17 protein-coding genes are annotated in these 24,896 nt (G+C 63.8%); 9 read left to right on the plus strand and 8 right to left on the minus strand.

Annotated features, from left to right (window positions below; genetic code table 11):
- The first annotated feature begins 103 nt into the window (after positions 1 to 103).
- Positions 104 to 493, plus strand: coding sequence for a DUF3307 domain-containing protein (locus tag AC2FNY_RS05015; protein ID WP_234137414.1), 390 nt, complete (start codon positions 104 to 106; stop codon positions 491 to 493).
- A gap of 326 nt (positions 494 to 819) precedes the next feature.
- Here the strand turns inward: AC2FNY_RS05015 and AC2FNY_RS05020 are convergent, their stop codons facing one another.
- Positions 820 to 1,278, minus strand: a complete 459-nt coding sequence (locus tag AC2FNY_RS05020) for an Lrp/AsnC family transcriptional regulator (RefSeq protein WP_234137413.1) — start codon at positions 1,276 to 1,278, stop codon at positions 820 to 822.
- A gap of 149 nt (positions 1,279 to 1,427) precedes the next feature.
- Here AC2FNY_RS05020 and AC2FNY_RS05025 point away from each other — a divergent pair, with 149 nt between their 5' ends.
- Positions 1,428 to 4,877 (plus strand): indolepyruvate ferredoxin oxidoreductase family protein, encoded by a 3,450-nt coding sequence (locus tag AC2FNY_RS05025; protein ID WP_496801814.1) that lies wholly within the window; start codon positions 1,428 to 1,430, stop codon positions 4,875 to 4,877.
- Between the two features lie 185 nt (positions 4,878 to 5,062).
- Here AC2FNY_RS05025 and AC2FNY_RS05030 read toward each other — a convergent pair whose 3' ends face one another.
- The 6 genes from AC2FNY_RS05030 to AC2FNY_RS05055 all read right to left on the minus strand — a co-directional run bounded on the left by AC2FNY_RS05030 (position 5,063) and on the right by AC2FNY_RS05055 (position 12,402).
- Positions 5,063 to 6,367, minus strand: a complete 1,305-nt coding sequence (locus AC2FNY_RS05030; RefSeq protein WP_496801815.1) for an NAD(P)/FAD-dependent oxidoreductase — start codon at positions 6,365 to 6,367, stop codon at positions 5,063 to 5,065.
- Complete coding sequence (locus AC2FNY_RS05035) at positions 6,364 to 7,038, minus strand: TetR/AcrR family transcriptional regulator (RefSeq protein WP_234137410.1); 675 nt, start codon at positions 7,036 to 7,038, stop codon at positions 6,364 to 6,366. Before AC2FNY_RS05035 ends, AC2FNY_RS05030 begins: the two co-directional genes overlap by 4 nt.
- Positions 7,039 to 7,049: 11 nt before the next feature.
- Positions 7,050 to 8,573, minus strand: a complete 1,524-nt coding sequence (locus AC2FNY_RS05040) for a trimethylamine methyltransferase family protein (protein WP_496801816.1) — start codon at positions 8,571 to 8,573, stop codon at positions 7,050 to 7,052.
- Positions 8,570 to 10,978, minus strand: coding sequence for a GcvT family protein (locus AC2FNY_RS05045; protein WP_234162741.1), 2,409 nt, complete (start codon positions 10,976 to 10,978; stop codon positions 8,570 to 8,572). The genes AC2FNY_RS05040 and AC2FNY_RS05045 overlap by 4 nt, the downstream gene beginning before the upstream one ends.
- Positions 10,979 to 11,169: 191 nt before the next feature.
- Complete coding sequence (locus AC2FNY_RS05050) at positions 11,170 to 11,799, minus strand: glutathione S-transferase (protein WP_496801817.1); 630 nt, start codon at positions 11,797 to 11,799, stop codon at positions 11,170 to 11,172.
- Between the two features lie 99 nt (positions 11,800 to 11,898).
- Positions 11,899 to 12,402, minus strand: coding sequence for a class I SAM-dependent methyltransferase (locus AC2FNY_RS05055; RefSeq protein WP_234162743.1), 504 nt, complete (start codon positions 12,400 to 12,402; stop codon positions 11,899 to 11,901).
- 241 nt (positions 12,403 to 12,643) lie between these two features.
- Here AC2FNY_RS05055 and AC2FNY_RS05060 point away from each other — a divergent pair, with 241 nt between their 5' ends.
- Genes AC2FNY_RS05060 through AC2FNY_RS05075 form a run of 4 tightly spaced genes read left to right on the plus strand, consistent with a single transcriptional unit; the run spans position 12,644 to position 18,514 of the window.
- Positions 12,644 to 14,416 (plus strand): ABC transporter ATP-binding protein, encoded by a 1,773-nt coding sequence (locus AC2FNY_RS05060; protein ID WP_496801818.1) that lies wholly within the window; start codon positions 12,644 to 12,646, stop codon positions 14,414 to 14,416.
- The gene (locus AC2FNY_RS05065; protein WP_496801819.1) at positions 14,409 to 16,325 is read left to right on the plus strand and encodes an ABC transporter substrate-binding protein; all 1,917 of its coding nucleotides are present in this window, start codon (positions 14,409 to 14,411) and stop codon (positions 16,323 to 16,325) included. Before AC2FNY_RS05060 ends, AC2FNY_RS05065 begins: the two co-directional genes overlap by 8 nt.
- Positions 16,326 to 16,337: 12 nt before the next feature.
- Positions 16,338 to 17,366 carry an ABC transporter permease gene (locus AC2FNY_RS05070; protein WP_496801820.1) on the plus strand — a complete coding sequence of 343 codons (1,029 nt, stop codon included), beginning with the start codon at positions 16,338 to 16,340 and terminating at the stop codon, positions 17,364 to 17,366.
- The gene (locus tag AC2FNY_RS05075; RefSeq protein WP_234142794.1) at positions 17,363 to 18,514 is read left to right on the plus strand and encodes an ABC transporter permease; all 1,152 of its coding nucleotides are present in this window, start codon (positions 17,363 to 17,365) and stop codon (positions 18,512 to 18,514) included. The genes AC2FNY_RS05070 and AC2FNY_RS05075 overlap by 4 nt, the downstream gene beginning before the upstream one ends.
- A 53-nt stretch (positions 18,515 to 18,567) precedes the next feature.
- On the opposite strand, the gene AC2FNY_RS05080 is transcribed toward AC2FNY_RS05075, so the two are convergent.
- Positions 18,568 to 20,910, minus strand: coding sequence for a mechanosensitive ion channel family protein (locus tag AC2FNY_RS05080; protein ID WP_496801821.1), 2,343 nt, complete (start codon positions 20,908 to 20,910; stop codon positions 18,568 to 18,570).
- A 238-nt stretch (positions 20,911 to 21,148) separates the two neighbouring features.
- Between AC2FNY_RS05080 and AC2FNY_RS05085 the strand changes: the two genes are divergently transcribed.
- From AC2FNY_RS05085 to AC2FNY_RS05095, 3 genes are read left to right on the plus strand one after another with little or no spacing between them, the layout of a single operon-like run.
- Positions 21,149 to 22,429, plus strand: a complete 1,281-nt coding sequence (locus tag AC2FNY_RS05085; RefSeq protein ID WP_234137401.1) for a nucleotide sugar dehydrogenase — start codon at positions 21,149 to 21,151, stop codon at positions 22,427 to 22,429.
- 9 nt (positions 22,430 to 22,438) lie between these two features.
- On the plus strand, positions 22,439 to 23,653 hold the full coding sequence (locus AC2FNY_RS05090) for a glycosyltransferase family protein (RefSeq protein ID WP_496801822.1): 1,215 nt from the start codon (positions 22,439 to 22,441) through the stop codon (positions 23,651 to 23,653).
- Positions 23,650 to 24,894 carry a glycosyltransferase family 4 protein gene (locus tag AC2FNY_RS05095; RefSeq protein ID WP_496801823.1) on the plus strand — a complete coding sequence of 415 codons (1,245 nt, stop codon included), beginning with the start codon at positions 23,650 to 23,652 and terminating at the stop codon, positions 24,892 to 24,894. Before AC2FNY_RS05090 ends, AC2FNY_RS05095 begins: the two co-directional genes overlap by 4 nt.
- Positions 24,895 to 24,896 lie beyond the last annotated feature (2 nt).

Consider the following 24,896-nt stretch of genomic DNA (forward strand, 5'->3'; position numbering starts at 1 on the left):
GCATTTACGTTTGGTCAATCGGCTTTATTTGTGAACGAGTTCCTTTTGCAGCCCCCGAATCCTGCGCTAAGGTGGGTTCAGGAACGCGGATGGAGGAGTGTTCTTGCCTGTTACCATAGCCTCGCTGCTGTTGGTGCTTGGTCTTTTGCAAGTCAAGCATATGTTTGCAGACTTCTTCCTGCAGACACCAAGAATGTTGTCCGGTCGCTGCCAGTATTGGCATTTAGGCCGCGCCCAGCATGCAGGGATCCATGCATTAGGATCGGTCTTGCTTTTCCTGGTGGTCGGCGCGCCGGCGGTGTTCGCATTGGTCATAGCGGTCTTGGAATGGGTGGTTCATTTCAATATCGACTATGGCAAGGCCAGCTACTCTGATCGAAACGCGTTGCAACCCAATCAGGCAAAATACTGGTATGCGATGGGCTTCGACCAGTTTCTGCACCAGCTAACCTATCTGGCCATGGCCTGGGCCTGGGTCGAATTCGCCCACTAAACTCTCGCCCGTTTTCCGGCAGCAAAGCCGCGACGGAGAATCTTGGAATTTCCGGGGGCCGGCCAGAACTGCGGGATCAAACCACCCAACGACATCTCGCAAATACGGCGCGAAGGTCGCCAGCCAGCCAGACCATGCAGGCAACGGTTCTACCTTCGAATCGACATACGGACCACAGATCGGGATCATGCTAATACCGGGCGATACCACGAATGGTATTGTCCCGGACTAGGGTGTTTTTCTTGTATCGGCGCTTCGAACGGATCGCTTTCGACCCGAGCCTGACCGTCTCCGAAATCTGTTCTCATAGTGGGAACATCAGGTCTTCACAACGTGACCGGACGGCTACGCTTGATCGTTCGCAAAACGACATTCGTCTGGGCGCTGGCCACTGCAGGCAGACGAAACAGGAAGCGTTCCAGAAAGATATTATAGGCCGCCAGATCCGGGCAGAGCACCCGCAGATGATAATCGGCCTGACCGGTGGTGGCGTAACATTCCTGCACCTCGGGCGCGGTCTCGATAGCGCGGATAAAGGCGACGATCCCGTCCGGATCGTGCCGGGTCAGATGCACGTGCACGATGGCCTCGAAATCTAGCCCCATCGCCCCCGGATCGACCACCGCGCCATAGCGGGTGATCACCCCCGCCTCTTCAAACGCGCGCACCCGGCGCCAAAGGGCCGAGGCCGACATGCCCACCGCCTCGGCCAGATCGGCATTCGAGATACGGCTGTCCTGCTGAAGCAGGGTCAGGATTCGGCGGTCGCGGTCATCTAATTGCATGGATTCGGTCTGTTGTTTCACATCATTGACCTTTGATGAATAGTTTATCCGGCAGACCCGGGCAAACCCGGAGTTTCTGGCACCGATTTCCACTCAACCCGGATTATCCTTTCGCGCGAACCCTCAGCCACCGCGATCAGGAAGCCCAGATGACCCACCCCGCCCCAGCCCTGCGCAGCTATGCGCTGGAGGACCGTTACGACCAGACCACCGGCCGCGTGTTCCTGACCGGAACCCAGGCGCTGGTGCGGATCATGATGGATCAGGCCCGCCGCGACCGCGCTGCCGGGCTGAACACCGCTGGCTTTGTCTCTGGTTATCGCGGCTCGCCGCTGGGCGGGCTTGATCTGGAGATGTGGCGGGCCAAGGCTCGACTGGAGCAGGACCGCATCACCTTCATGCCCGCCGTGAACGAGGATCTGGGCGCCACCGCCGTTCTGGGCGCGCAACAGGCGGTGCTGGACCCCGATTGCCAGCACGAGGGCATCTTTTCGATGTGGTACGGCAAGGGGCCGGGGGTGGACCGCTCGGGCGATGCGCTGAAGCACGGCAACGCCTATGGCAGCGCGCCCAAGGGCGGCGTGCTGGTGGTGGCGGGCGACGATCATGGCTGCGTCTCCAGCTCGATGCCGCACCAGTCCGACGTGGCCTTCATGGCATGGTTCATGCCGACGCTGAATCCCGCCTCGGTCGAAGAATACCTGGAGTTCGGCGAATACGGCCTGGCGCTGTCGCGCTTCTCGGGCACCTGGGTCGGGTTCAAGGCGATCAGCGAAACCGTGGAAAGCGGCCGCTCGGTGGAGCTGCGCCCGGATCGCCAGTTCACCCTGCCGCAGATCGACCTGCCCGCCGGAGGCTTGCACATCCGCCGCGCCGATCTGCCCAGCCCCGAGATCGAGACCCGCATTCAGGCCAAGCTGCGCGCCGTGCGCGCCTTTGCCGAGGAAAACCCGATCGACCGGCGCATCCATGACCTGCCCAACGCCCGCTTTGGCTTTGTCACCACCGGCAAGGGGCATCTCGACCTGATGGAGGCGCTGCGCCTCCTGGGTCTGGACGAGGCCAAGTGCCGCGCGCTTGGCATCGACATCTACAAGGTCGGCATGGTCTGGCCGCTGGCCCGCCGCAACGCGCTGCGCTTTGTGCGCGGCAAGCAGGAAGTGCTGGTCGTCGAGGAAAAACGCGGCATCATCGAGAGCCAGTTCAAGGAGTATTTTTATGACTGGCCCGGCGACAAGCCGCACCGGATGGTCGGCAAATACGACGAACAGGGCGAGCCGCTGATCCCCTGGACCGGCGAGTTGAGCCCGCTGATGCTGGCGCCAATCGTGGCCGCCCGTCTGGATGCGTTCTTCCCAGAGGAGAACCTGCCCGCCCGCGCCCGCGCGCTGACCGAAACGCCGCCGCCCGTGATCGCGGTGCCCGGCGCCACCCGCACCCCCTATTTCTGCTCGGGCTGCCCGCATAACACCTCGACCAAGGTGCCCGAAGGCTCGCGCGCCAACAGCGGCATCGGCTGCCATGTCATGGCCAGCTGGATGAACCGCGACACCGACGGATACGCCCAGATGGGCGGCGAAGGCGTGCCGCATGTGGTGGCGTCCAAGTTCAACGGCGGCAAGCATATCTTCCAGAACCTGGGTGAAGGCACCTGGTATCACTCCGGCTCCCTCGCGATCCGGCAGGCGGTCGCGGCGGGCACCAATATCACCTACAAGATCCTCTATAACGACGCGGTTGCGATGACCGGCGGCCAGCCGGTCGACGGGCCGGTCAGCGTCTCGGGCATCGCCCAGACCTGCCGCGCCGAGGGGGTCGCGCGCATCGCGCTGGTCTCGGACGACATCGAGAAATTCTCGCGCGACGATTTCCCCGCCGGCACCACGTTCCACGACCGGGCCGAGCTGATGCCGGTGCAAAAAGAGCTGCGCGAGATCAAGGGCGTCACCGTGCTGATCTATGAACAGACCTGTGCCACCGAGAAGCGCCGCCGCCGCAAGCGCGTTAAAATCGAGGACCCGGCCCGGTTCGTCTGGATCAACGATCTGGTCTGCGAGGGCTGCGGCGACTGTTCGGTCGCCTCCAACTGCCTCAGCGTCGAGCCGCGCGAAACCCCGCTGGGCCGCAAGCGCAAGATCAACCTCAGCTCCTGCAACAAGGACTTCTCCTGCCTGAACGGGTTCTGCCCCAGCTTTGTGACCGTCGAGGGCGCCACCCGGCGCAAGCGCGCGGTCAAACTGGATCTGGAACAGCTGGAAAGCGGCCTGCCCGAACCGACCCTGCCTGCACTGTCCGATCCGTTCGATCTGCTGGTCACCGGGGTCGGCGGCACCGGCGTCGTCACCGTGGGCGCACTGATCACCATGGCCGCCCATCTCGAAGGGCTGGGCGCCTCGGTGCTGGATTTCACCGGGTTTGCGCAGAAATTCGGCACTGTGCTCAGCTATATCCGCCTCGGCGCCAAGCCCGACGCCCTGCACCAGGTGCGCATCGACACCGGCGGCGCCGATGCGGTGATCGGCTGTGACATGGTGGTCAGTTCCGCGCCCAAGGCCTCCGCTCACTATCGCAACGGTACAAAGGTCGTCTTGAACCGGGCCGAAATGCCCACCGGCGATCTGGTGCTGCATCGCGACGCGCAGCTGAAGATCGACACGCGCGAGGCCGCCATCCGCGCCGTGGTCGGCACCGAGAACGTCAGCGGTTTCGACGCCAACCAGACCGCCGAACAGCTGCTGGGCGACGCGGTCTTCGCCAATGTGATGATGCTGGGCTACGCTTGGCAGCGGGGGCTGGTGCCGGTGAGCCGCAGTGCACTGGCACAGGCGATCCTGCTCAACGGCGTGGCGGTGGAAAAGAACCGCCTCGCTTTTGCCGCGGGCCGGGCGCTTGCCGAGGATCCCGCGCGGCTCGACGTCGAAAGCGCCACCCCGGAGGCAGAGGAAACCCTCGACCAGATGCTCGCCCGTCGGGCCACCTTTCTGACCGACTACCAGAATGCCGCCTATGCCGCACGCTTCACCGATCGCATCGCCACGCTACGCCGCGCTCTGCCTCAGGCCCCCGACGCGCTGATCGGTGAGGCCGCGCGCAACCTCTTCCGCTTCATGGCCAGCAAGGACGAGTACGAAGTCGCCCGGCTGCTGACCGCAGACCACTTCCAGCGGGACCTGCAAGAGCAGTTCGAGGGTGACGTCAAACTCACCTACCACCTTGCCCCGCCGTTACTGGCGCATCGCAGGGACGCGCGCGGACGGCCCCTGAAACGGGGCTTCGGTCCATGGCTGCGCCCTGTCCTCAGCCTGCTCGCCCGCGCCAAACCGCTGCGCGGCACCGCGCTCAACCCGTTTGGTTACCATTTCGAGGCTCGCCTGCATCGCGAAACACTGGCCTGGTATCTCGCCCTGCTCGACCGTATGCAGCAGGACTGCACCGCAACGAACGAGGCCGACTGGCAATCCGTCCTGACCCTGGCAGGCGAAATTCGCGGCTATGGCCCGGTCCGGGTTGAAGCGGTCAAACGTGTACAAGCAGACATAGCCAGCCGCCTCGACAAGGGCCGATCCGCAGCGCCTGCACTTGCTGCGACGGCGGATTGAGTATTTGTGACCAGAAAGAAGCAGCATCTTTCCCGCTTCTTTCTGGTCCGAAATACTCCCGCCGGAGGCATCTGACCTCTCATCCCCGCTGCACCAGCGCATGACCATCACCTCCCCCCACGCTCCGAGGAGGAGGAACGACGACGAGACATTGTCTTGCGCCGAAGGCGCGCCGTTTGACAGCGCTATCCCAGGACCGAGAAGCTGCTTTCCTGATTGACCGGCCGCTTGCGTGAGTAGAAACCCACGTCGATATGGCGTCCGATATAGGGCAGTTCGAACTGGAGCGGCGCGGCGTCGTGATCGCCGCCTTCCTCGCAATAACGCACCAGCGCGGCCATCATCTTGCCCGCGATGGGGGCGTTCTTGTACTGGTTGCCGCTGGTGCCGCAGGCCATGTAGAACCCCGGCAGCGAAGACTTGTCATAGATCGGGATCCAGTCGGTCGAGGCATCGTAGAGATCCACCACGCCGCGCATCCGCGACGGGATACCCAGGCTCGGCACCCGCTGGGCATAGCGCATGGCCTGGGTGGTCCACTGATCGGTGAAGTTGCGATCATAATCCAGATCATCCTTGCACCATTGATGCGGGTCGCAGGCGGGGTCCTCTGACCCTATCAGGATGTGATTGCCTTGCTCCGGCCGACAATAGCAGGCGATATCGCTGTCCGAGACGATGGTACCCTGCGCTTCGAAATCGAACCCTTCGGGTGCGGGCAGATGCACCACTTCCTGCCGCAGCGGGCGGGTCTGGATGGTCATGTCTCCGGTGACGCCCGCCATGCGATTGACGATGGCCGAGCCCGGTCCCGCCACATTGATCACCACGGGGGCGTGGACTTCCTCGCCGCTGGCCAGCTTTACCCCGGCCACCCGTCCGCCCGATTGCAGGATCTCCACCACCTCGGCACGGTTGCGCACCGACGCCCCGTATAGTCGCGCCGCATCCATGAGGTTCTGCGCACTCAGCGCCGGATCGGTGACATAGCCGCCATTGGGCCAGAAAACCGCGCCCCCCATTCGACCGCCATTGGGTTTGCCGAACTCCGGATCATCCAACCGCCGGGCAGGTGCATAGCTGTCCATTGCATAAATCGGCAGGCGAGCCTGAACCTCTTCGGCGCTCCATTCCTCGAACGGGATGCCCAGTTCGGCCGATGTCTGGATATGCTTGTCAAGCTGATCATTGGCGTCGGTCTTCATCACCAGGCAACCGGTCTGCCGAAACCGCGCCAGCTCTGCCCCCTCGGGCAGGCCCAGATAGTCGGCCCAGTCGCGCCAATAGTGATAACCCTCCCAGGCAAGCGCCGTGCCTTCGAAGGTGGAATAATGCATCCGGATGATGGCGCAGGATCCAGCGGTCGAGCCGTGGCCCACCTGTGCGTTGCGATCCAGCGAAAGCATCTTCCAGCCTGCCTTGGCCATCTCGAATGCAATCGCCGCGCCGATCACGCCTGTGCCGATGATGATTGCGTCGGGGCTGTTCATGGTCGTCGTCCCTCCCAGAAACCGCGAGCGAATGCGCTGAAGGCGGCGACCTCTTCGTCACGGGCCTGCACGCCGGTAAAGACAAACAGATAGTGCCGCACAAAGGACAGACGCTGGTCGATCGGCTCGTTCATCTGCGCCAGGTCATAGCCGATCTGCATGTAATAGAGCACGCGGGCGCGGGTCTCGGCCTCGATCTGGCTGTAACCATAGCGCAGGAACATGGCTGTCAGAGCCTCAAGCCGTCGGCTGTCGGACAGATCCAGCAAGCGCCGCACCTTGCCCGACCGTCGCGCCCAGTCGCGCACCGCAAAATCCAGCGCGGTGTCGAACAGCGCCGGATCGACAACACAGTGAAACAGGTTGCAGACCGCGGCGGTTATGGTCTCGGCAGGCAGCTCGGTCTGCGCAATCAGGCCCGCGGTATTGGTGGCCTGCCATTTCGCCAGCAGCGCGTCCAGCAGGTCCTGGCGCGACTTGAAATACCAGTAGAACGACGAGCGCGAGACCGCCATCCGCTCGGCCAGGTTCAGGACCTTGACCTGCTCGACCCCGTCCGAGACCAGCACATCCATCGCCACGTTCAGCCAGTCGTCACGCGTCACCTTGATGTTGCCCACCAGCGGCTCGGCGCTGGGATCGTCGCGATGCAGGATCGGTTTGCTGCCCATGGCGGGTCTCCTCAGCTTTCGGGCGGGGCGCCCCCTTCGGCGGTTCGGCGCGCGATGAAGTCTTGCAGCGCCGCGACCCGGTCCGGGTCCATGGGCGGTGGTTCGAAATTATCCACGATCCCGCGCCAGATGCCAGTGGCGCGATGATTGGCATCGACTGCCCCGCGCTCGGTCCAGGCACCGAAATTCGACCAGTCTCCCACCAGCGGTTCATAGAACTGGGTCTGATAGCGCGCCATCGTGTGTGCAGCGCCAAAGAAATGGCCCATCGGCTGCACTTCGCGTAGCGCATCCAGCGCGATATCCGCGTCGGTGGCGGGCGTACCCGCGCAGAGCTCGGCCACCATTTGCAGCACTTCCAGATCGGTGATGATCTTTTCGTATGAGACGGTAAGCCCCCCTTCGAGCCAGCCCGCCGAATGTATCGTCACCGTGGCCCCGGCCAGCAGGCAGCCCCAGAGGCCGAACTGTGTCTCGTTCGCGGCCTGGGCGTCGTTGATATTGGCGGCACTGCCCCCGGCGCAGCGCCAGGGCAGGCCGATGCGCCGCGCCAGTTGCCCCGCCACCAGCGAGGCGGTGAAATGTTCCGGCGTGCCAAAAGCCGGCGCGCCCGATTTCATGTCCACGTTGCTGGTGAAGGTGCCGTAGCAGACCGGCGCGCCGGGCTGCGCCAACTGGCTGAGCGTGATGGCCGCCAGCGCCTCGGCATGGCTGAGCGTCATGGCGCCCGCCACCGTCACCGGCGCCATCGCGCCCATCAGGGTAAAGGGGGTGACAATCGCCAACTGGCCATGGCGGGCAAAGTCGATCAGCCCCTGCGCCATCGGCAGGTCCAGCGTGCGTGGAGAATTGGTGTTGATGATCGTGTAACTCCACGGCTCGGAGCGGAACTCCGCATCCGACAGGCCCCGGAAATCTCGGATCATCTCGAACCCGTCCATCACCTGCGGCGTGCCGCGCGAATAGAGGAAGGGCACCTTGTCGGACTGGGTCAGTTCGACCTCGGTCATTGCCATGTGTCGCAGATGCATCGGCACGTCCTGCGCCTCGACCAGCGGCGGCACCATGTGCAGCACGTCGAAACTCTGGGTGATCTGCACCAGTTCGCGGAAATCGGCGATGGTGCCGGGGCGGCGGCCGCGCGTCAGGTCGGTGGCATGCGGGCAACCGGCACCGGGCTGAAACGCCATTCGGCCCAGTTCCAGCACCACGTCGCGGTCGGGCACGGCGCCGCGCATTCGGATGGACTTCGGCGCGCTGACCAGCGCCGCCTCGACCATGTCGCGGCCCATGTAAACCATCTCGCCGTCGATGCGGGCACCACCCTGCCGATAGAGATCTCGTGCGCCGGGATGCAGAACCATGATCCCCAAATCTTCAAGCACGCTCAGCGCCGCCTCGTGCAGCGCCTCGATCCGGTCGTCGGAAAAGGCCGCCATCGGCGGGAACGGGTTGCGCAGGTTGCGGTAATCGACCTGGCGGGCCGGCGCCGGGGCGTCGGTCCGTGCCCGCCTGCCCCGCCGCCCGCCGCTCATCCGCGCATCGCCTTGCCGTCGGGATCATAGGGCGAGGGTGCGATGATCTTGGCGGGTCGTTCGACGCCCACGACATGTACACTGACCTTCGTACCCGGTTGTGCCCTGTCCCGGTCCACCAGCGCCATTGCCAGCGACTTGCCGGTGTAATGGCCATAGGCACCCGAGGTGACAAAACCGATCTGCGTGCCATCCGCCCAGACCGGCTCATAGCCCGAGGCATCGGCGTCGGCCGCTTCGACCTCCAATGTCACCTGCACCCGGGCCGGGCCATTGCCGTCGCGCTCGGCAATCGCAGCCGCGCGGCCGATGAAATCGCCCTTGTCCCAGGCGATCCAGCGGTCCATGGCGGTCATGCCGGGGGTGCGATCCTGGGTGAATTCCGCCGACCAGATACCAAAGCTCTTTTCGATCCGGGTCGAGAGCAAGGCGTTGAAACCCACCTCGCGGATTCCCTCGCCCGCGCCGGCTTCCAGCAGCATCCGGCGTAGCGCGATGTGCTCGCCATAGCGGCAGTTGATCTCGTAGCCCATCTCGCCGGTGACCGACATGCGGGCGACGCGGGCGCGGACAAGACCGATGTCAAAGTCGCCGCAGCCCATGAATTTCAGGTCCGAGATATCCTGTTCGGCCAGTTTCTCTATCACAGCTCGGGATTTCGGGCCGACAAGAGCAAAACCGCAGATCTCCTCGCCCAGATCACGGACAGCCACCCCATCGTCGAGATGGTCGTTGAACCAGCGCATATGCCAGGCCCGCAGGTAATAGGAGCCCATGATCCACCATGTTCCGTCGCCCCAGTTGAGCAGCGTCAGGTCGCCCTTGAGGCGGCCCGTCTCGCTGAGCATCACGGCAAGGCGCGCGCGCCCCGGCGCGGGCAGCTTGGTGGCAAAAAGCTTATCCAGCCAAGCTTCGGCGTTGGGACCCGAGACCTCGAACCGGGAAAAGCCGGTGATATCCATCAGGCCCACGCCCTCGCGGATCACCCGGCATTCCTCGGCCACGATCGGGTGCGCGTTCGAGCGTTTCAGCGTCAGGTTCTCGACGAAATCCTCGGAGGGCGCGAAGTAGAGCGGCACTTCGAGATCCCAGCTGACGCCCCATCGACAGCCCGCGGCCGTCATCGCGTCATGCGCCGGGGCCATTTTCAGCGGTCGACCCGCCGGAAGCTGCTCATTTGGGTAAGACATCACGAAGCGGCGGGAATAGAACTGGCCGGTGGTTTCCCGGATGTAGCGCTTGTTCTGCGCATAGTCGCCATAGCGCGCCACGTCCATCGACCAGGCGTCCGCCTCGGGCTCGCCATGGATCATCCACTCGGCCAGAGTCTTGCCGACGCCGCCACCCTGGAGAAAGCCCGCCATGACCGCGCAAGCCGACCAATAGCCGCGCTTGCCCGGAACCGGGCCGACCAGCGGGTTGCCATCGGGCGAAAAGGTGAAGGCGCCGTTGACCCAGGTCTTGATGCCTACGTCCTGGATCGAGGGGTAGCGGGCAAAGCCCAGCATCAGCTCGTTCTCGATCCGGTCGAGCTGTTCCTGGAACAGCTCCTCACCATAGTTCCAGGGCGCGCCGTCCATCGCCCAATGTTCGTGGTTGATCTCGTAGATACCGACCAGAATGCCCTTCTGATCCTGCCGCATATAGGTGAAACCTTCAAGATCGACGGTCATCGGCATTTCGAATTCCGCCGCTGCCACCTCGGGCACCGTATCGGTGATCAGGTAGTGGTGTTTCAGCGGCGACACCGGCAGTTCGACGCCCGCCATTCGGCCCACCTGCTTGGCCCAGAGACCGGCGGCATTGACCACGTGTTCGCAAGTGATCGTGCCCTTGTCGGTGACCACCTGCCAGCCGTCGGCGGTCTGGATCAGCTGTTCGACCTTGGTGTCCTCGTAATACTCAGCGCCGCGCTTGCGGGCGGCGGTGGCATAGGCCTGCACCGTGCCGGTGGTGTCGATATAGCCTTCTCGGTCGGCCCACATCGCGCCCAGAACGCCATCGGTCGACATGATGGGGCATCGGCGCTGCGCCTCTTCAGGGGTCAGAAGCTCGCAGTCGTCGATACCGATGGACTGAAAAATGCGATAGTTCGCCTGCAGCCATTCCCAGCGTTCGGGCGTGCCCGCCAGCGTCAGACCGCCGGTCATGTGCAGCCCGATGTTCTGGCCCGATTCCTTCTCGATCTCGGACAGCAGGTCGATGGTATAGGCCTGCAAGGCCGCCATGTTGGGATCGGCGTTCAGCGCATGGATGCCGCCCGCCGCGTGCCAGGATGATCCGGATGCCAGTCGGCGCCGCTCAAGCATCACCACATCGCTCCAGCCGAACTTGGCCAGGTGATAAAGAACCGAGGCACCGACAACGCCACCTCCGATGACGACAACGCGATAATGGGATTTCATACGACCCTCCCTTGCTCCTCGCCTCAGGCTAGTGCGGGGTTGGGCACCTGTCTAGACATTTATGTACAGTACTACTTGCGCCTTGCTCCCCTATACGACAAAGGCACCGGACCGCACGGCAGGCGCCATTTTCCGTCACGGAAAACGGCCCGGAAAACATGTGTTTTCCGGCTCCAGTCGAAAGGGACCACCTAAATCTGTGCGCTGGGACGGGCCTTGATGGCCTCATACCAAGCGCGGGTTGCGGTATTACCTTCGGGCACCCGCATCTTGATCACCCGGGCAAAATCCACGAACACAAAGGTCGAGATATCGGCCAGCGTGAAATGATCACAGGCCACGAACGGGCTTTCGCTCAATCGATCTTCAAGTACATCAAAGAACTGCGCCACCCGCGCGACCCCGCGCTGCGCCAGTTCAGGGATCTGGGCATGGTTGGCCGGGCCAGGGATAGCGCGATCCTTGAACGCCGGATGCCCGTTGCGCAGCGCGTCGGCCACCGGCGCGCCGCCCTGCTGTTCGGCGATGGCGTTCCACATCATCACCAGACCCTTTTCATCGGCCGTGCGCCCCATCAGCGGCGGTTCCGGAAAGCGCGCCTCAAGATAGGCGGCGATCCCGAGGTTCTCGGTCAGCACCGTGCCCTCTTCGGTCACCAGAACCGGGATTGTTGCGCGCGGGTTGACCGCCCGGAACGCAGGCTGCAACTGTTCGCCCGCCGCGATCGAGATATCGCGGCTCTCGATCTCCACCCCCTTCTCGGCGATGAACATGCGGGCGCGGCGCGGATTGGGCGCGGTGGAACAGTCGTAAAACAGCATGACGGGATCCTCTGGTGCAGCATGCACCAAGCTTAGGCATCAACCGCGCCGCGCGCCTAGCCGTTCACGGGCGTGACCCTGCGGCACATCGCCCGGACGTCATCCGCGCCGGTAGATGAAACACCGCCCCTCAACCGCTCCGGGGGGCAGCGGCAGTTCCTCGAGCCCCTCGAAATACATCCGGTCGCTCGACACCATCAGCCCGCCTTGCGCCAGATGCGGCTCGATCAGAGGCGAGATCATGCGGGCGAAACGATCGTTCTTTTCCCGGTTGTGACCGCCCAGATCGGCATGGATCAGGCTGGCCGTGGCGCCGAACCGCTCCAGTGTGGCGGGCAGGGTCTCGCGGATATCGCCCAGGACCAGCGCGGCCTCGGGCGGTGTCGAATCGGGGTGCGAGGCCACCGCGCGTTCGAACACGTAGATATCGCGCCCCCGCACATTTTGGCGCAGGTGGTGATAGGTGCGCCCGTTGCCCAGACCAAGTTCGTAGACCGGACCGGGCAATTCGGCGGTCAATGCGATGGCATGGTCGAGACAGGCCCGTTGCGACACCATCCGGTCGATGAACAGGTCGAGGCGGCTCTGCTCTGGTTGGCTCATGATCTGATATTCCCTTGTCCGCGCGGCGCCGTTCCGGGTGCCGCTTTTGCTCCTCATGCCAAATTCCGCCCCGCTTTGACAGTCATCAGACCGGCAATATCGCGATTTCCCGGCCATCTTTGCGAAATTGAGGTTTGACGAACCGGCGCCCGGCGCGCGAAAGTGCAGGCAAAACAATAAAGACCGTTGGGGGTATTGATAGCGTCATGTCGTTTTCTGGCCAGTCGGGTGGGACACCTGAATGACCCCTTTATTGTCTGTCGAAAACCTCAGCATCGGCTTTGGTCGCGACGAACCCGTGGTGCGGGACGTCAGTTTCGAGGTGATGCCCGGGCAGACTTTGGCGCTGGTGGGTGAATCCGGCTCGGGCAAGACAATCACCTGCCGGGCCGCGTTGCGCATCCTGCCCAAGGCGGCACAAATCCGCATGGGCCGGATCACTCTGAACGGCGAGGAAGGGCCGCTCGCCCTGAACCAGCTCGGCGAGCGGCAGATGCGGTCGATCCGCGGCAACCGCATTTCGATGATCTTCCAGGAGCCGATGCGCTCTCTCTCGCCGCTGCACCGGATCGGCAATCAGGTCAGTGAGGTGCTCTGGCTGCATCGCGGCGCCAGTGAGCGGCAGGCGCGCAAGGCGGTACTGGAACAGTTCGAAAGGGTGGGGTTTCCCGATCCCGAACGCGCCTACAACTCCTATCCGTTCGAATTGTCGGGGGGCATGCGGCAGCGGGCGATGATCGCCATGGCAATGGTGGCCAAACCCGACCTGCTGATCGCGGATGAACCGACCACGGCACTGGATGTGACCACCCAAGCGCAGGTTCTTGGGCTTATCAAGGAGTTGCAGCGCGAAATCGGCATGGCGCTGATCCTGGTTACCCATGATCTGGGCGTGGTGGCCAACATGGCCGAACAGGTGGTTGTCATGCACAAGGGCCGGGTGATGGAAAGCGGCTCTGCCTCCGCCATGCTCAAGGACCCGGCACATCCCTATACACGGCAACTGTTCGATGCCGCGCCCGAGATTCCGGATGTTCAAGCCGTCGGCCTGCCGATGCCGCAGGACGATCTGATCCTCGAGATGAAGGATGTGTCCAAGACCTATACCATGCGCTCTGGCCGGGGCTGGCAGGCCGATAAGCTGATCCATGCCTGCCGGGGCGTCGACTTCCGCTTGGCCCGCGGCAAGACGCTGGCGATCGTGGGCGAAAGCGGCTCGGGCAAGACCACCGCGGCGCGTATCGCGCTGGGCGCCGAGCCGCCCGATCCCGGCGGCGAAGTACTGTTCCGCGCCAACCCAGAAGCCGCGCCGCTGACGGTGCATGACATGAGCCGCGTGCAGCGTACCGCGTTCCAGCGTCAGGCGCAGATGGTGTTCCAGGATCCCTACAGCTCGCTCAGCCCGCGCATGCGCATCCAGGACGCGATGACCGAACCGCTGGAGATCCACCGGATCGGCACCCGTGCCGAGCAACGCGACAAGGCCGCCGAGGCGCTGGAACGGGTCGGGCTGAACGCCGACATGCTCAAACGCTATCCGCATGCCTTTTCCGGCGGCCAGCGCCAGCGCCTGTCAGTCGCACGCGCGCTGATGCTCGACCCGGCGATGATCGTCTGCGACGAGCCGACCTCGGCGCTGGACGTGTCGGTACAGGACCAGATCCTGACCCTGCTGGAAGAGTTGCAGGAGGGGCTGGGACTGTCTTACCTCTTCATCAGCCACGATCTGGCAGTCGTGGCGCGTATCGCCGACGAGGTGGCGGTGATGCGTCAGGGGCTGGTGGTCGAACAGGCCCCGCCCGAGACATTGTTCCACAATCCCCAACATCCCTATACCAAGGCGCTGATCGCCGCCCAGCCGGAACCCGATATCGACCGGCCGATCAATCTGAAGCTTGTGGCCCTGGGCGCCGGTGCGCCAGACAGCTGGGCCGAGGCCTTTCGTTTCACCGACTCCGTGATACCCTCGCTGGTGGAAATGGAGCCAGGACACAAGGTACGCTGCCATGTTTGAATTGCCCCGACGCACTTTTGCGCTTGCCCTGACCATGGTTCTGGCCGGGGCATTACCGTTGCGCGCTGAAACCGTGCCGACATTACAGGAATCGATCTTTTGGGGGGCCGAGGTGAAATCCGGCGACCTGCCACCCATTGACCAACGCATTCCAGAAGAACCGTTGATTGTCGATCTCGAGGCCAAGGGGCGTGAATTCGGCACACCGGGCGGGGTGATGCGCACCATGATCACCCGCTCCAAGGATATCCGCCAGATGGTCGTCTATGGCTATGCCCGGCTGGTCGGCTATGACGAGAAATACGAACTGGTCCCCGATCTGCTGAAATCCTATGAGGCCGAAGAGGATCGCCGCTTTACCCTGCACCTGCGCAAGGGGCACAAATGGTCGGACGGCGCGCCCTTTACCTCGGCCGATTTCGAATACTGGTGGAAGGATGTGGCCAACAACCCGCTGCTCAGCCCCGCCGGTCCTCCCGATTTCCTGCTGATCGAAGGCCAGCCGCCCCGGGTCAGCTTTCCCGATGCCACGACCGTGGTGTTTGAATGGGACAAGCCCAACCCCAATTTCCTTCAATCGCTGGCGCAGGCGCGTCCGCCCTTCATCTATCGCCCTGCGCATTTCCTGAAACAGTTCCATCAGGATTATGCCGATGCTGCGTCGTTGGCCGCAGCAGTCGAGGAAAACCGGGTCAAGAGTTGGGCGGCGCTGCATAACAAGCTGGACAACATGTACCAGTTCGACAATGCCCAGCTGCCGACCCTGCAACCTTGGATCAATGCCAGCGAAGGCAAGAAGATCCGCCACAACTTCGTGCGCAATCCATTCTATCACCGGATCGACACCCGAGGGGTGCAATTGCCCTATATCGACATCGTCGAGATGGAGATCGTGGCCCCCGGCCTTGTCGCGGCCAAATCGAACGCGGGCGAAGTCGATCTTCAGGGGCGCGGGCTCGACTTTCGTGATGCCTCGATCCTGAAGAAGGGCGAGGCCGATGGCGGCTACAAGACCTATCTTTGGCAAACCGGCGTTGCCTCGCAGATCGCGATCTATCCCAACCTCAACCATAATGATGACGGCTGGCGGGCGGTGCTGCGCGATGCCCGTTTGCGCCGGGCGCTGTCGCTGGCGATCGACCGCGACGCGATCAACCGGGCGCTTTATTTCAAGCTGGCCAAGCCCGGTGCCATGGCAGTGCTGCCGGCCTCGCCCTTCTTCAAGCAGGAGCACCGCGACGCCTGGGCGGCCTATGACGTGGCGCAGGCCAACGCGCTGCTGGACGAGATCGGGCTGGACAAGCGCGACGGCTCGGGCATCCGCCTGCTGCCCGATGGCCGCCCGATGGAACTGGTGATCGAAACGGCGGGCGAGCGGCAGGAGGTCGAGAACGCGCTTCAGATCATCACCGACACCTGGCGCGAGATCGGGGTCAAGCTGGTCATGCGCCCGCTGGATCGCGACATCCTGCGCAACCGGGTCTTTGCGGGCACGACCATGGCCTCGGTCTGGTTCGGCTGGGACAACGGCCTGCCTCAGGCCTATACCTCTCCGGCCTATCTGGCGCCCACCGATCAGGTGTTTCTGGCCTGGCCGAAATGGGGGCAGTATTATCAGACCGCCGGCCAGGCGGGTGAGGCGCCCGACCTGCCCGAGGCGCAGCGGCTGATGGAGCTGCTGCACGATTGGGAAAGCGCCGCCAACGATCAGGCGCGCGCTGCCGCCTGGAGCGAGATGCTGGCCATCCATGCCGACCAGATCTATGGCATTGGCCTTTTGGCCGAGGCGCCGCAGCCCATCGTGGTCTCGGCCCGGATGCGCAACGTGCCGAAAAAGGGCATGTGGGCGTGGGATCCGGGGGCGCATTTCGGTGTGCACCGGATGGACGAATTCTTTATTCAAGACTGACGGATCGGCGGAATGGCAATCCTGCGCTACGCATTTTACCGGTTCGGAACCATGCTGATGACCCTGCTTGTGGTCTCGGTGCTGGTCTTTGCCATCATCAACCTGCCGCCGGGCGATTACCTGTCCAACCAGATCGCCGAACTCAAGGCCTCGGGCCAGTCCGCTGGCGTGGCCAAGGCCGAGTTCCTGCGCAAGGAATACGCGCTCGACCGGCCTGTCTGGGAACAATACATGATCTGGATGGGCTTCATGCCCGGCCCGCACGGGTTTTCCGGCCTGATCCAGGGCAATTTCGGCTGGTCGTTTGAGTTCGACCGGCCGGTTTCCGATATTGTCGGCGACAGCCTGTGGCTGACCGTGCTGGTGAACATGGCGGCCATTGTGTTCGTCTATGCCACCGCCCTGCCGCTGGGAGTGATCGCGGCGGCCAAGGCGCGGACCTGGGCCGATTATACCTCGGCCTTTGTCGGCTATCTGGGACTGGCGACGCCGAACTTTCTGCTGGCGCTGATCCTGTATTATTACGGGCGCAAGTACCTGGATATCCCCATCGGCGGCCTGATGGACCCGGCCTTTGAGGGGCAGCCGATGAGTTGGGCCAAGATCCAGTCGGTGCTGGTGCATCTGATCGTGCCGACCATCGTGATCGGCACCGCCGGCGCCTCGGCGATGATGCAGCGCCTGCGTGCCAACATGCTGGACGAACTGGGCAAACCCTATGTGGAAACCGCCATCGCCAAGGGCATGGCGCCCAGCCGGATGCTGGCCAAATACCCGCTGCGCGTGGCGTTCAACCCGTTTGTGGCCGATATCGGCAACCTGCTACCCTCGATGGTGTCGGGCTCGGTTCTGGTCTCGGTGGTGATGGGGCTGCAAACCATCGGCCCGACCCTGCTGACAGCGCTCAAGAGCCAGGACATGTTCCTGTCGGGCTTCGTACTGATGTTCGTGGCGCTGCTGACGCTGATCGGAACAATGATTTCCGATATCCTGCTGGTCATGCTCGACCCGCGCATTCGATACGAGGGGCGCGACGCATGACCCAACTTCCCGACGGACGCTATGTCGACGACGCCCCCTATGATCCGCAACAATCGATCCAGCAACTGGAGCGGCGCGATCTGGATGCGCCCAACTGGCTGCTGGTCTGGCGCAAGTTCCGTACCCACAAGCTGGGCCTGATCTCGGGCATCTTCCTGCTCTTGAGCTACCTGCTGCTGCCCTTCATGGGGTTCATCGCGCCCTACTCGCCCAATTTCCGCAATGCCGATCACCTCTATGCCCCGCCACAGGCGGTACGCTGGGTGCATGAGGGCGAGTTTCTCGGCCCGTTCATCTATCCGATCACCGCCGAGGCTGATCTGGAGACCTTTCAATGGACCTTTGTCCCCGATACCGAGAACCCCCAGCGGATCCGGTTCTTTTGCGAGGGGGACAGTTACAAACTGGCCGGGCTGATCGAGAGCGACACCCATCTGTTCTGCGCACCCGAGGGCGCGACGCTGTTCCTGTGGGGCTCGGACCGGTTGGGCCGCGACGTGTTCAGCCGCATCCTCTATGGCGCACAGCTGTCACTCACCGTGGGCCTGATCGGCATCTCGGTGTCCTTCGTGCTGGGTATCTTCTTTGGCTCGCTGGCGGGCTATCTGGGCGGCAAGACCGATTGGGTGATCAACCGGGTGATCGAGATCCTGCGTTCGCTGCCCGAACTGCCGCTTTGGCTGGCATTGTCGGCGGCGGTGCCGTCGAACTGGTCACCGGTGGCGGTGTTCTTCATCATCTCGGTGATCCTTGGAATCCTCGACTGGCCCGGGCTGGCGCGATCGGTGCGGGCCAAGTTCCTGTCGCTGCGCGAAGAGGAATATGTGCGCGCCGCCGAGATGATGGGCGCGGGCAAGGGTCGGGTGATCCGAAAACACCTGCTGCCCAATTTCATGTCGCACCTGATCGCCAGCGCCACGCTGTCGATCCCGGCGATGATCCTGGGCGAGACCGCGCTCAGCTTTCTGGGCCTCGGCCTGCGGGCGCCCGCGGTCAGCTGGGGGGTGATGCTGAACGACGCACAGAACCTGGCCAGCATCGAGCTTTATCCCTGGACCGCGATCCCGATGCTACCCATCGTTGTGGTGGTGCTTGCCTTCAACTTCCTCGGCGACGGCCTGCGCGACAGTCTCGATCCCTATAGCTGAGCAACAGGCAGGCGGGACCCGAGATTTTTCGTCGAAAAATCTTGGTCTCCCCCTCACCGGTCGTCGTCCATCATGTCGTCCAGCACATCCTCGTCGATGGCGGCCTGAACCGCGCCCGTAACCGCTTCGCGTTGCTGCGGCGTCATGTTGGCGGCGTCCTGTCCGTCGGCCAGGCGCACGGTGACCTCGCGATGGGCGAACTTGATGCCTTCGCGGGCAAAAAGCTCGCGGATATCCTGATAAACCCGCTTGCGCACCAGCCATTGATCGCCCGGCTTGGTCATGAACTTGACTCGGATGATCATCGCCGAATCCTGCATTTCGATCACGCCCTGGCTTTTCAGCGGCTGGATGAAATTGTCCCCGATCACCGGATCGCTGAGCAGTTCCTGCCCGAGGTTCTTGATCAATTTGCGCACCTTTTCCACATCGGTGTCATAGGTCACCCTCAAGGGCAGCTTCATGATGACCCAATCGCGCGAGAAGTTGGTCAGCACCTTGATCTCGCCAAAGGGGATCGTGTGCAGCGCGCCCAGATGGTGGCGCAGCTGGAACGAGCGTACCGAGATCTTCTCGACCGTCCCTTTCACATCTCCGATGTCGATATACTCTCCCTTGCGAAACGCGTCATCGAGCAGGAAGAACGCCCCCGAAAAGATGTCGCGCACCAGCGTTTGCGAGCCGAAGCCCACCGCCAGGCCAACCACGCCAGCACCGGCAAAGAGCGGGCTGACATTTATCCCAACCTCCATCAGCGCGATCAGCACGATCGAGACGACCACAACGGCCAGGATCGCACCCCGAAACAGCGGCAGCAGCGTTGCCAGGCGGCTGGCGCTGGTACCGCCGCCCTCGTCGCCCAGCTCTCCCTCGGGCACATCCACCGTCTCTTCGGCAATCTTGCTGTCGATCCAGATCCGGAAGAAGTGAAAGACGATGTAACCAAGGAAGATGATCACCATCACGTCCAGCGCCCGGTCGAGCGGCAGCTCGCCGGTCCAGTCCATCCCCGGATTCCAGATCAGGACCAGCGCATAGGTACCCACCACAAAGGCCAGAATGCCAGCGACACGGCGGGCCAGGTCCTCGTAGGTCGCGATGTGGAGCCGCTGCGCGCCCGCTCCTGCCATCGGGTGATTTTCCGCCGCTTCGGCCTCGGCCAGGGCCGCGTTCAGTTCCTTTACCTGCCGGGTGCGATCGAAGTAGCGTTCAAGCAGGTAATTCATCGCGCCATAGGCCACCACGACCGACACGAAGATGCCATAGGTACCGGCCATGAGCGGGATATGAACCGGCCTTTCCAAGACCAGATCAAAGGCCAGCTGGAACCAGCCGAAGATCATGTAGAACACGACCACAGGCGCCCAGGCGACCGAAACCAGCCGGAGCAACCAGGAGACGTCCTCCTTGGTTCGTCCGCCGCGTATGGCGTTCGAGATCGCGCGCCCGTTGAACAGCACCATCAGCACATTGCCCAGGGCACCGATCCCGGTCAGCACGCCATAGACCATGGCATAGACATTGTAGTTCAAGCCGAAATCCGCGACCCAGGTCGAAAACAGCTCGCTGGAGATATCGTAGGTCGCCAGCACAGAGGCCCAGAGATACAGCCGCTTGGCGTCGCGATCCGAAAAGGGCGGCAGCCGGTACTGGCTGAGATAGGGCGACAAAACCATCCGCCACAGGTCCGAGGCGGTCCGGGCCAGGAAGAAGGCGGTAAAGATGGCGGTGACGGTGAACTGGATCGACAGATCCTGCATCCTGCCAAAGACCAGAAAGCCGATGATAAAGGCAAAGACCATGGCGAACAGCGTCGCCCCTACCCCCATCACGAAGCGGAACACCAGGAACGGCATCTTCTCGCGATAGCCGCGCGGTGCCTCGCGGATCCGCGACACCACGTGTTTGCGCGCGATGCGCTTGCCGTAGATCTCGATCGACATCCAGCGCCCGATCAGCAGCAGCACGAGGTTGATCGCCAGCACCTCGACATAGGTCGCAATCCGCCCGTCAGGACTGGTCTGGCGCAGGATGTACTGCACCTCGAAGATGGAATAGGGCAGCGCCTCGAACCGCGAGCGCAGCGCGCCGACGAAATCGGCGACCTTTTCCTGCGCCTTCATCAGTTGCGACGCCTCGCCCATCGGATCGACGGGCGCGGTTCCCTCCGCCGCCGGGTCGGTGCCGGTTGCGGCGACCCGGCCGGCGCTGTCGATCACGATGACCGAAGCGCCCGCCTCGGACGCGGCGCGAATGGCCTCGGCAAGGTCCCCGCCCGTGACCTCTTCCGAGCTACCGCCGATCCCGGGATAAAGCGACACCTGCGCCGCCAATGGGAGCGACAGGCAGAGGATCAGGCCAAAACAGGCGAGGAAGAGGCGAAAGACTGCGATCATCAAGAGAACCTGTGGGGGTGTTGCGCTTCGGGGCAGCGTATCGAAGCAACGAAGTGCATTCAAATGGCAAGTGTCGTCCGATGCGAAGCGACTGCCCCGGCGGCACCGCAGAATCGTGTTTCCAAGGCGGCGGGATTTGACTAGTACGGTGCTGCCTGCGGGCCAGGATACCGGATGGCGGCAAGGGGTTGTTCTGCCCGGCCGCACGACGAAACACGCAAGATCGGGAACGCAAGCCATGTCGCGCCAAACGGATCAGGACCGGATCGCCGTGCTTGGGCTGGGCTATGTCGGCCTGCCGCTGACGCTGGGTCTGGCGCGGGCCGGTTTCCAGACGCTGGGCTTTGACACCGATGCCGGGCATATCAGCGCGCTGGGCCGTGGCCATGACCGCAACGGCGAGGTTTCGGAACGCTCGTTGCGCGAGACGCGGGCGCGGTTTTCCTGCGATCCGGCCGATCTGGCAGCCTGCACCGTCTATATCATCGGTGTGCCCACCCCGATCAACGACGCCAAGACCCCCGATCTGGAACCGCTAAAGGGCGCCTGCCGGATGATTGCGCCGCATCTGGCACCGGGTGACATGGTGATCGTGGAAAGCACGGTCTATCCCGGCGTGACCGAAGAGATCTGTGGCCCGGTTCTGGCCGAGGGCAGCGGGCTGGAACTCTATTCCCAGATCAAGCTGGCCTATTCGCCCGAGCGGGTGAACCCCGGCGATGCCGAACACTCGATGGAGAATGTGGTCAAGATCGTTTCGGCCCAGGATGCCGAGACGCTGGACCGCGTCGCCGCCATCTATACCCCGGTGGTCAGGGCCGGTGTGCACCGGGCCAGCTCGATCCGCACCGCCGAGGCGGCCAAGGTGATCGAGAATACCCAGCGCGACCTGAACATCGCCCTGGTCAACGAATTCTCGCTGATCTTCTCGCGGTTGGGCCTCGACACGCTCGAAGTGCTGGAGGCCGCCGGGACCAAATGGAACTTCCTGCCCTTCAAGCCCGGTCTGGTGGGCGGTCACTGTATCGGGGTCGACCCCTATTACCTGACCTATCGGGCCGAGCAGAGCGGCTATCACCCCGAGGTGATCCTGGCGGGACGACGTATCAACGACAACATGGGCCGCCATGTGGCGCAGCAGCTGATCAAGGCACTGATCGCGCGCCGTATCGACCCGGGCCGGGCGCGGGTGCTGGTGATGGGCTTTACCTTCAAGGAGAACTGCGCCGACATCCGCAACACGCGGGTGGCCGACATCCTGTCGGAACTGGCTGAGTTTTCTGTTGCGACCGAGGTCTACGATCCCTGGGTTGACCCCGAGGCGATGACCCGTGAATATGGTGTCACTCCGGTTTCGGAACCGCAGACGGGTGTCTATGACGCGATTGTTGTTGCGGTGGCGCATCGGCAGTTTGTCGAGTTGGGGGCTGCGTCCATTCGGACCTTTGGCCTGCCGGGTGCAGTCCTCTATGATATCAAGGGCATTTTCTCCAAATCCGACGCGGATCTAAGGCTATAGACGGCAGCGATGCAGGGCGAGAGCAGGACAGTCGAAACCAGCCGCGCAGCGCGGGTAATGCTGTACAGCCACGATACGTTCGGGCTGGGACATCTTCGGCGCAGCCGCGCGCTGGCAGCGGCAATCACTCAGGCTGACCCATCAGCCTCGGCGCTGATCCTGACCGGGTCTCCGGTGGCAGGGCGTTTCACCTTTCCGCGCCGTGTAGACCATGTGCGCCTGCCCGGCGTCACCAAGCGCGCCGATGGGTCTTATGCGTCGCAGACGCTGGGGATGGGCATCGACGAGGTAACCGATCTGCGCAGCGGCCTGATCCGCGGCGCGGCCGAGCGCTATGACCCCGATATCCTGATTGTCGACAAGGAACCGACCGGTTTTCGTGGCGAACTGCTGCCGACGCTCGACTGCCTGCAACGGCGCGGGCGCGCCCGGCTGGTGCTGGGGTTGCGCGACGTGTTGGACGAGCCCGAGGTGCTGGCCGCCGAATGGGCCCGCAAGGGCGCGGTGGCGGCAACGGAACGGTTCTATGACGAGATCTGGGTTTACGGGCTGCGCTCGGTCTATGATCCGACTGCGGGCCTGTCCCTCAGCCCCGAGGCGCAGGCGCGCATGTACTGGACCGGCTATCTGCGCCGCGATCTGGGTCCGGTGAGCGCGCCGCCGGAACAGCCCTATGTGCTGATCACCCCCGGCGGCGGCGGCGATGGCGAGGCGATGGTCAGCCTCGTCCTGTCCGCCTATGAACAGGACCCCACCCTGTCGCCGCGCGCGGTTCTGGTCTATGGCCCCTTCCTGTCGGGCGACACCCGAGCGGAATTCGAGCGGCGTGTGGCCGCGCTGAACGGGCGGGTGACGGCGGTCGGTTTCGAAAGCCAGATCGAGACACTCTTTGCCGGTGCCGCTGGCGTTGTCTGCATGGGCGGCTACAACACGTTCTGCGAGGTTCTCTCGTTCGACCAGCGCGCGGTGATCGTACCGCGTACCGTACCGCGTCTGGAACAGTGGATCCGCGCCAGCCGGGCCGAGGAACTGGGATTGGTGCGGATGCTCGAGGAAAGCCGCGACGGCCTGACCCCCGAAACGATGATCAACGCCATCCGCAACCTGCCCAACCAGCCGCTGCCCAGCCAGGCCATTGGCGAGGGGTTGCTGGACGGGCTTGACCACGTCACCCGCCGTGTCCGCGCACTGCTGAGCAAGACCAGCCATCAGGCGGCGGAATGACCTCAGACACACCGAAACTGGCCGTGGTGGTCAAGGGCTGGCCGCGCCTGTCCGAAACATTCATCGCGCAGGAACTGGTGGCGCTGGAAGAGGCGGGCCATGATTTCGACATCTGGTCGCTGCGCCATCCGACCGACGTGAAACGCCACCCCCTGCACGAGCGGCTTCGCGCGCGTGTGCGCTATCTGCCGGAATACCTGTGGCAGGAACCGGAGCGGGTCTGGCGCGCGCGCGCCGTGGCGCAGGCCCTGCCCGGCTACGCCGAGGCCTATCGGGTGTGGCGCGCCGATCTGGCCCGGGACCGCACGCCGAACCGTATCCGCCGCTTCGGACAGGCCTGTGTGATGGCGGCCGAACTGCCCGCCTCGACCCAAGGGCTTTATGCGCATTTCCTGCACACACCCGCCTCGGTCGCGCGCTATGCCGCGATCATGCGCGGCCTGCCGTGGAGCTTTTCGGCCCATGCCAAGGATATCTGGACCTCACCCGATTGGGAAAAAGCCGAGAAACTGAGCGGCGCCAGCCACGGCGCGGCCTTTGGGGCCACCTGCACGGGCGTCGGCGCCGCGCATCTGCGCGGCTTGGCCGATGATCCCGGTCGGGTCGATCTGGTCTATCACGGGCTTGACCTGGCCCGCTTTCCCGATCCGCCCGCGCGCAGCCCGCGCGCAGCGCGTGCCCCGCTGGCCATGTTGTCGGTCGGGCGGCTGGTGGAAAAGAAGGGCTTTGACCGGCTGATCGCCGCCTTTGGCCAGTTGCCGCCCGATCTGGACTGGCACTGGACCCATATCGGCGGGGGCGGCGACCGTGCCGCCCTGGCGACTCAGGCCGAGGCGCTGGGGATCGCAGAGCGCATCACCTGGCGCGGCGCCTGCGACCAGCCCGAGGTCATCGCCGCCATGCGCGCCGCCGACCTGTTTGTCCTGCCCAGCCGGATCGCCGACGATGGCGACCGCGACGGCCTGCCCAATGTACTGATGGAGGCGGCCTCGCAATTGCTGCCGATCCTGTCTACCCCGGTCTCTGCGATCCCCGAATTCATCACCGACGGCACCCATGGCACCCTGTCGGACGACGCACCCGAGGCGCTGGCCCGCGCCATAACCACACTGGCCGCCGACCCTGACCGCGCCGCCCGCATGGCTGGGGCCGCGCGCCTGCGCCTGCTGTCCGAATTCACCATGGCCCCGGGCATCGCCCATCTGTCCAACCGGCTGACTGCCCTCTGCGCCGGGGGCTGAGC

Source organism: Ruegeria sp. BHSC223 (genome assembly GCF_059613025.1).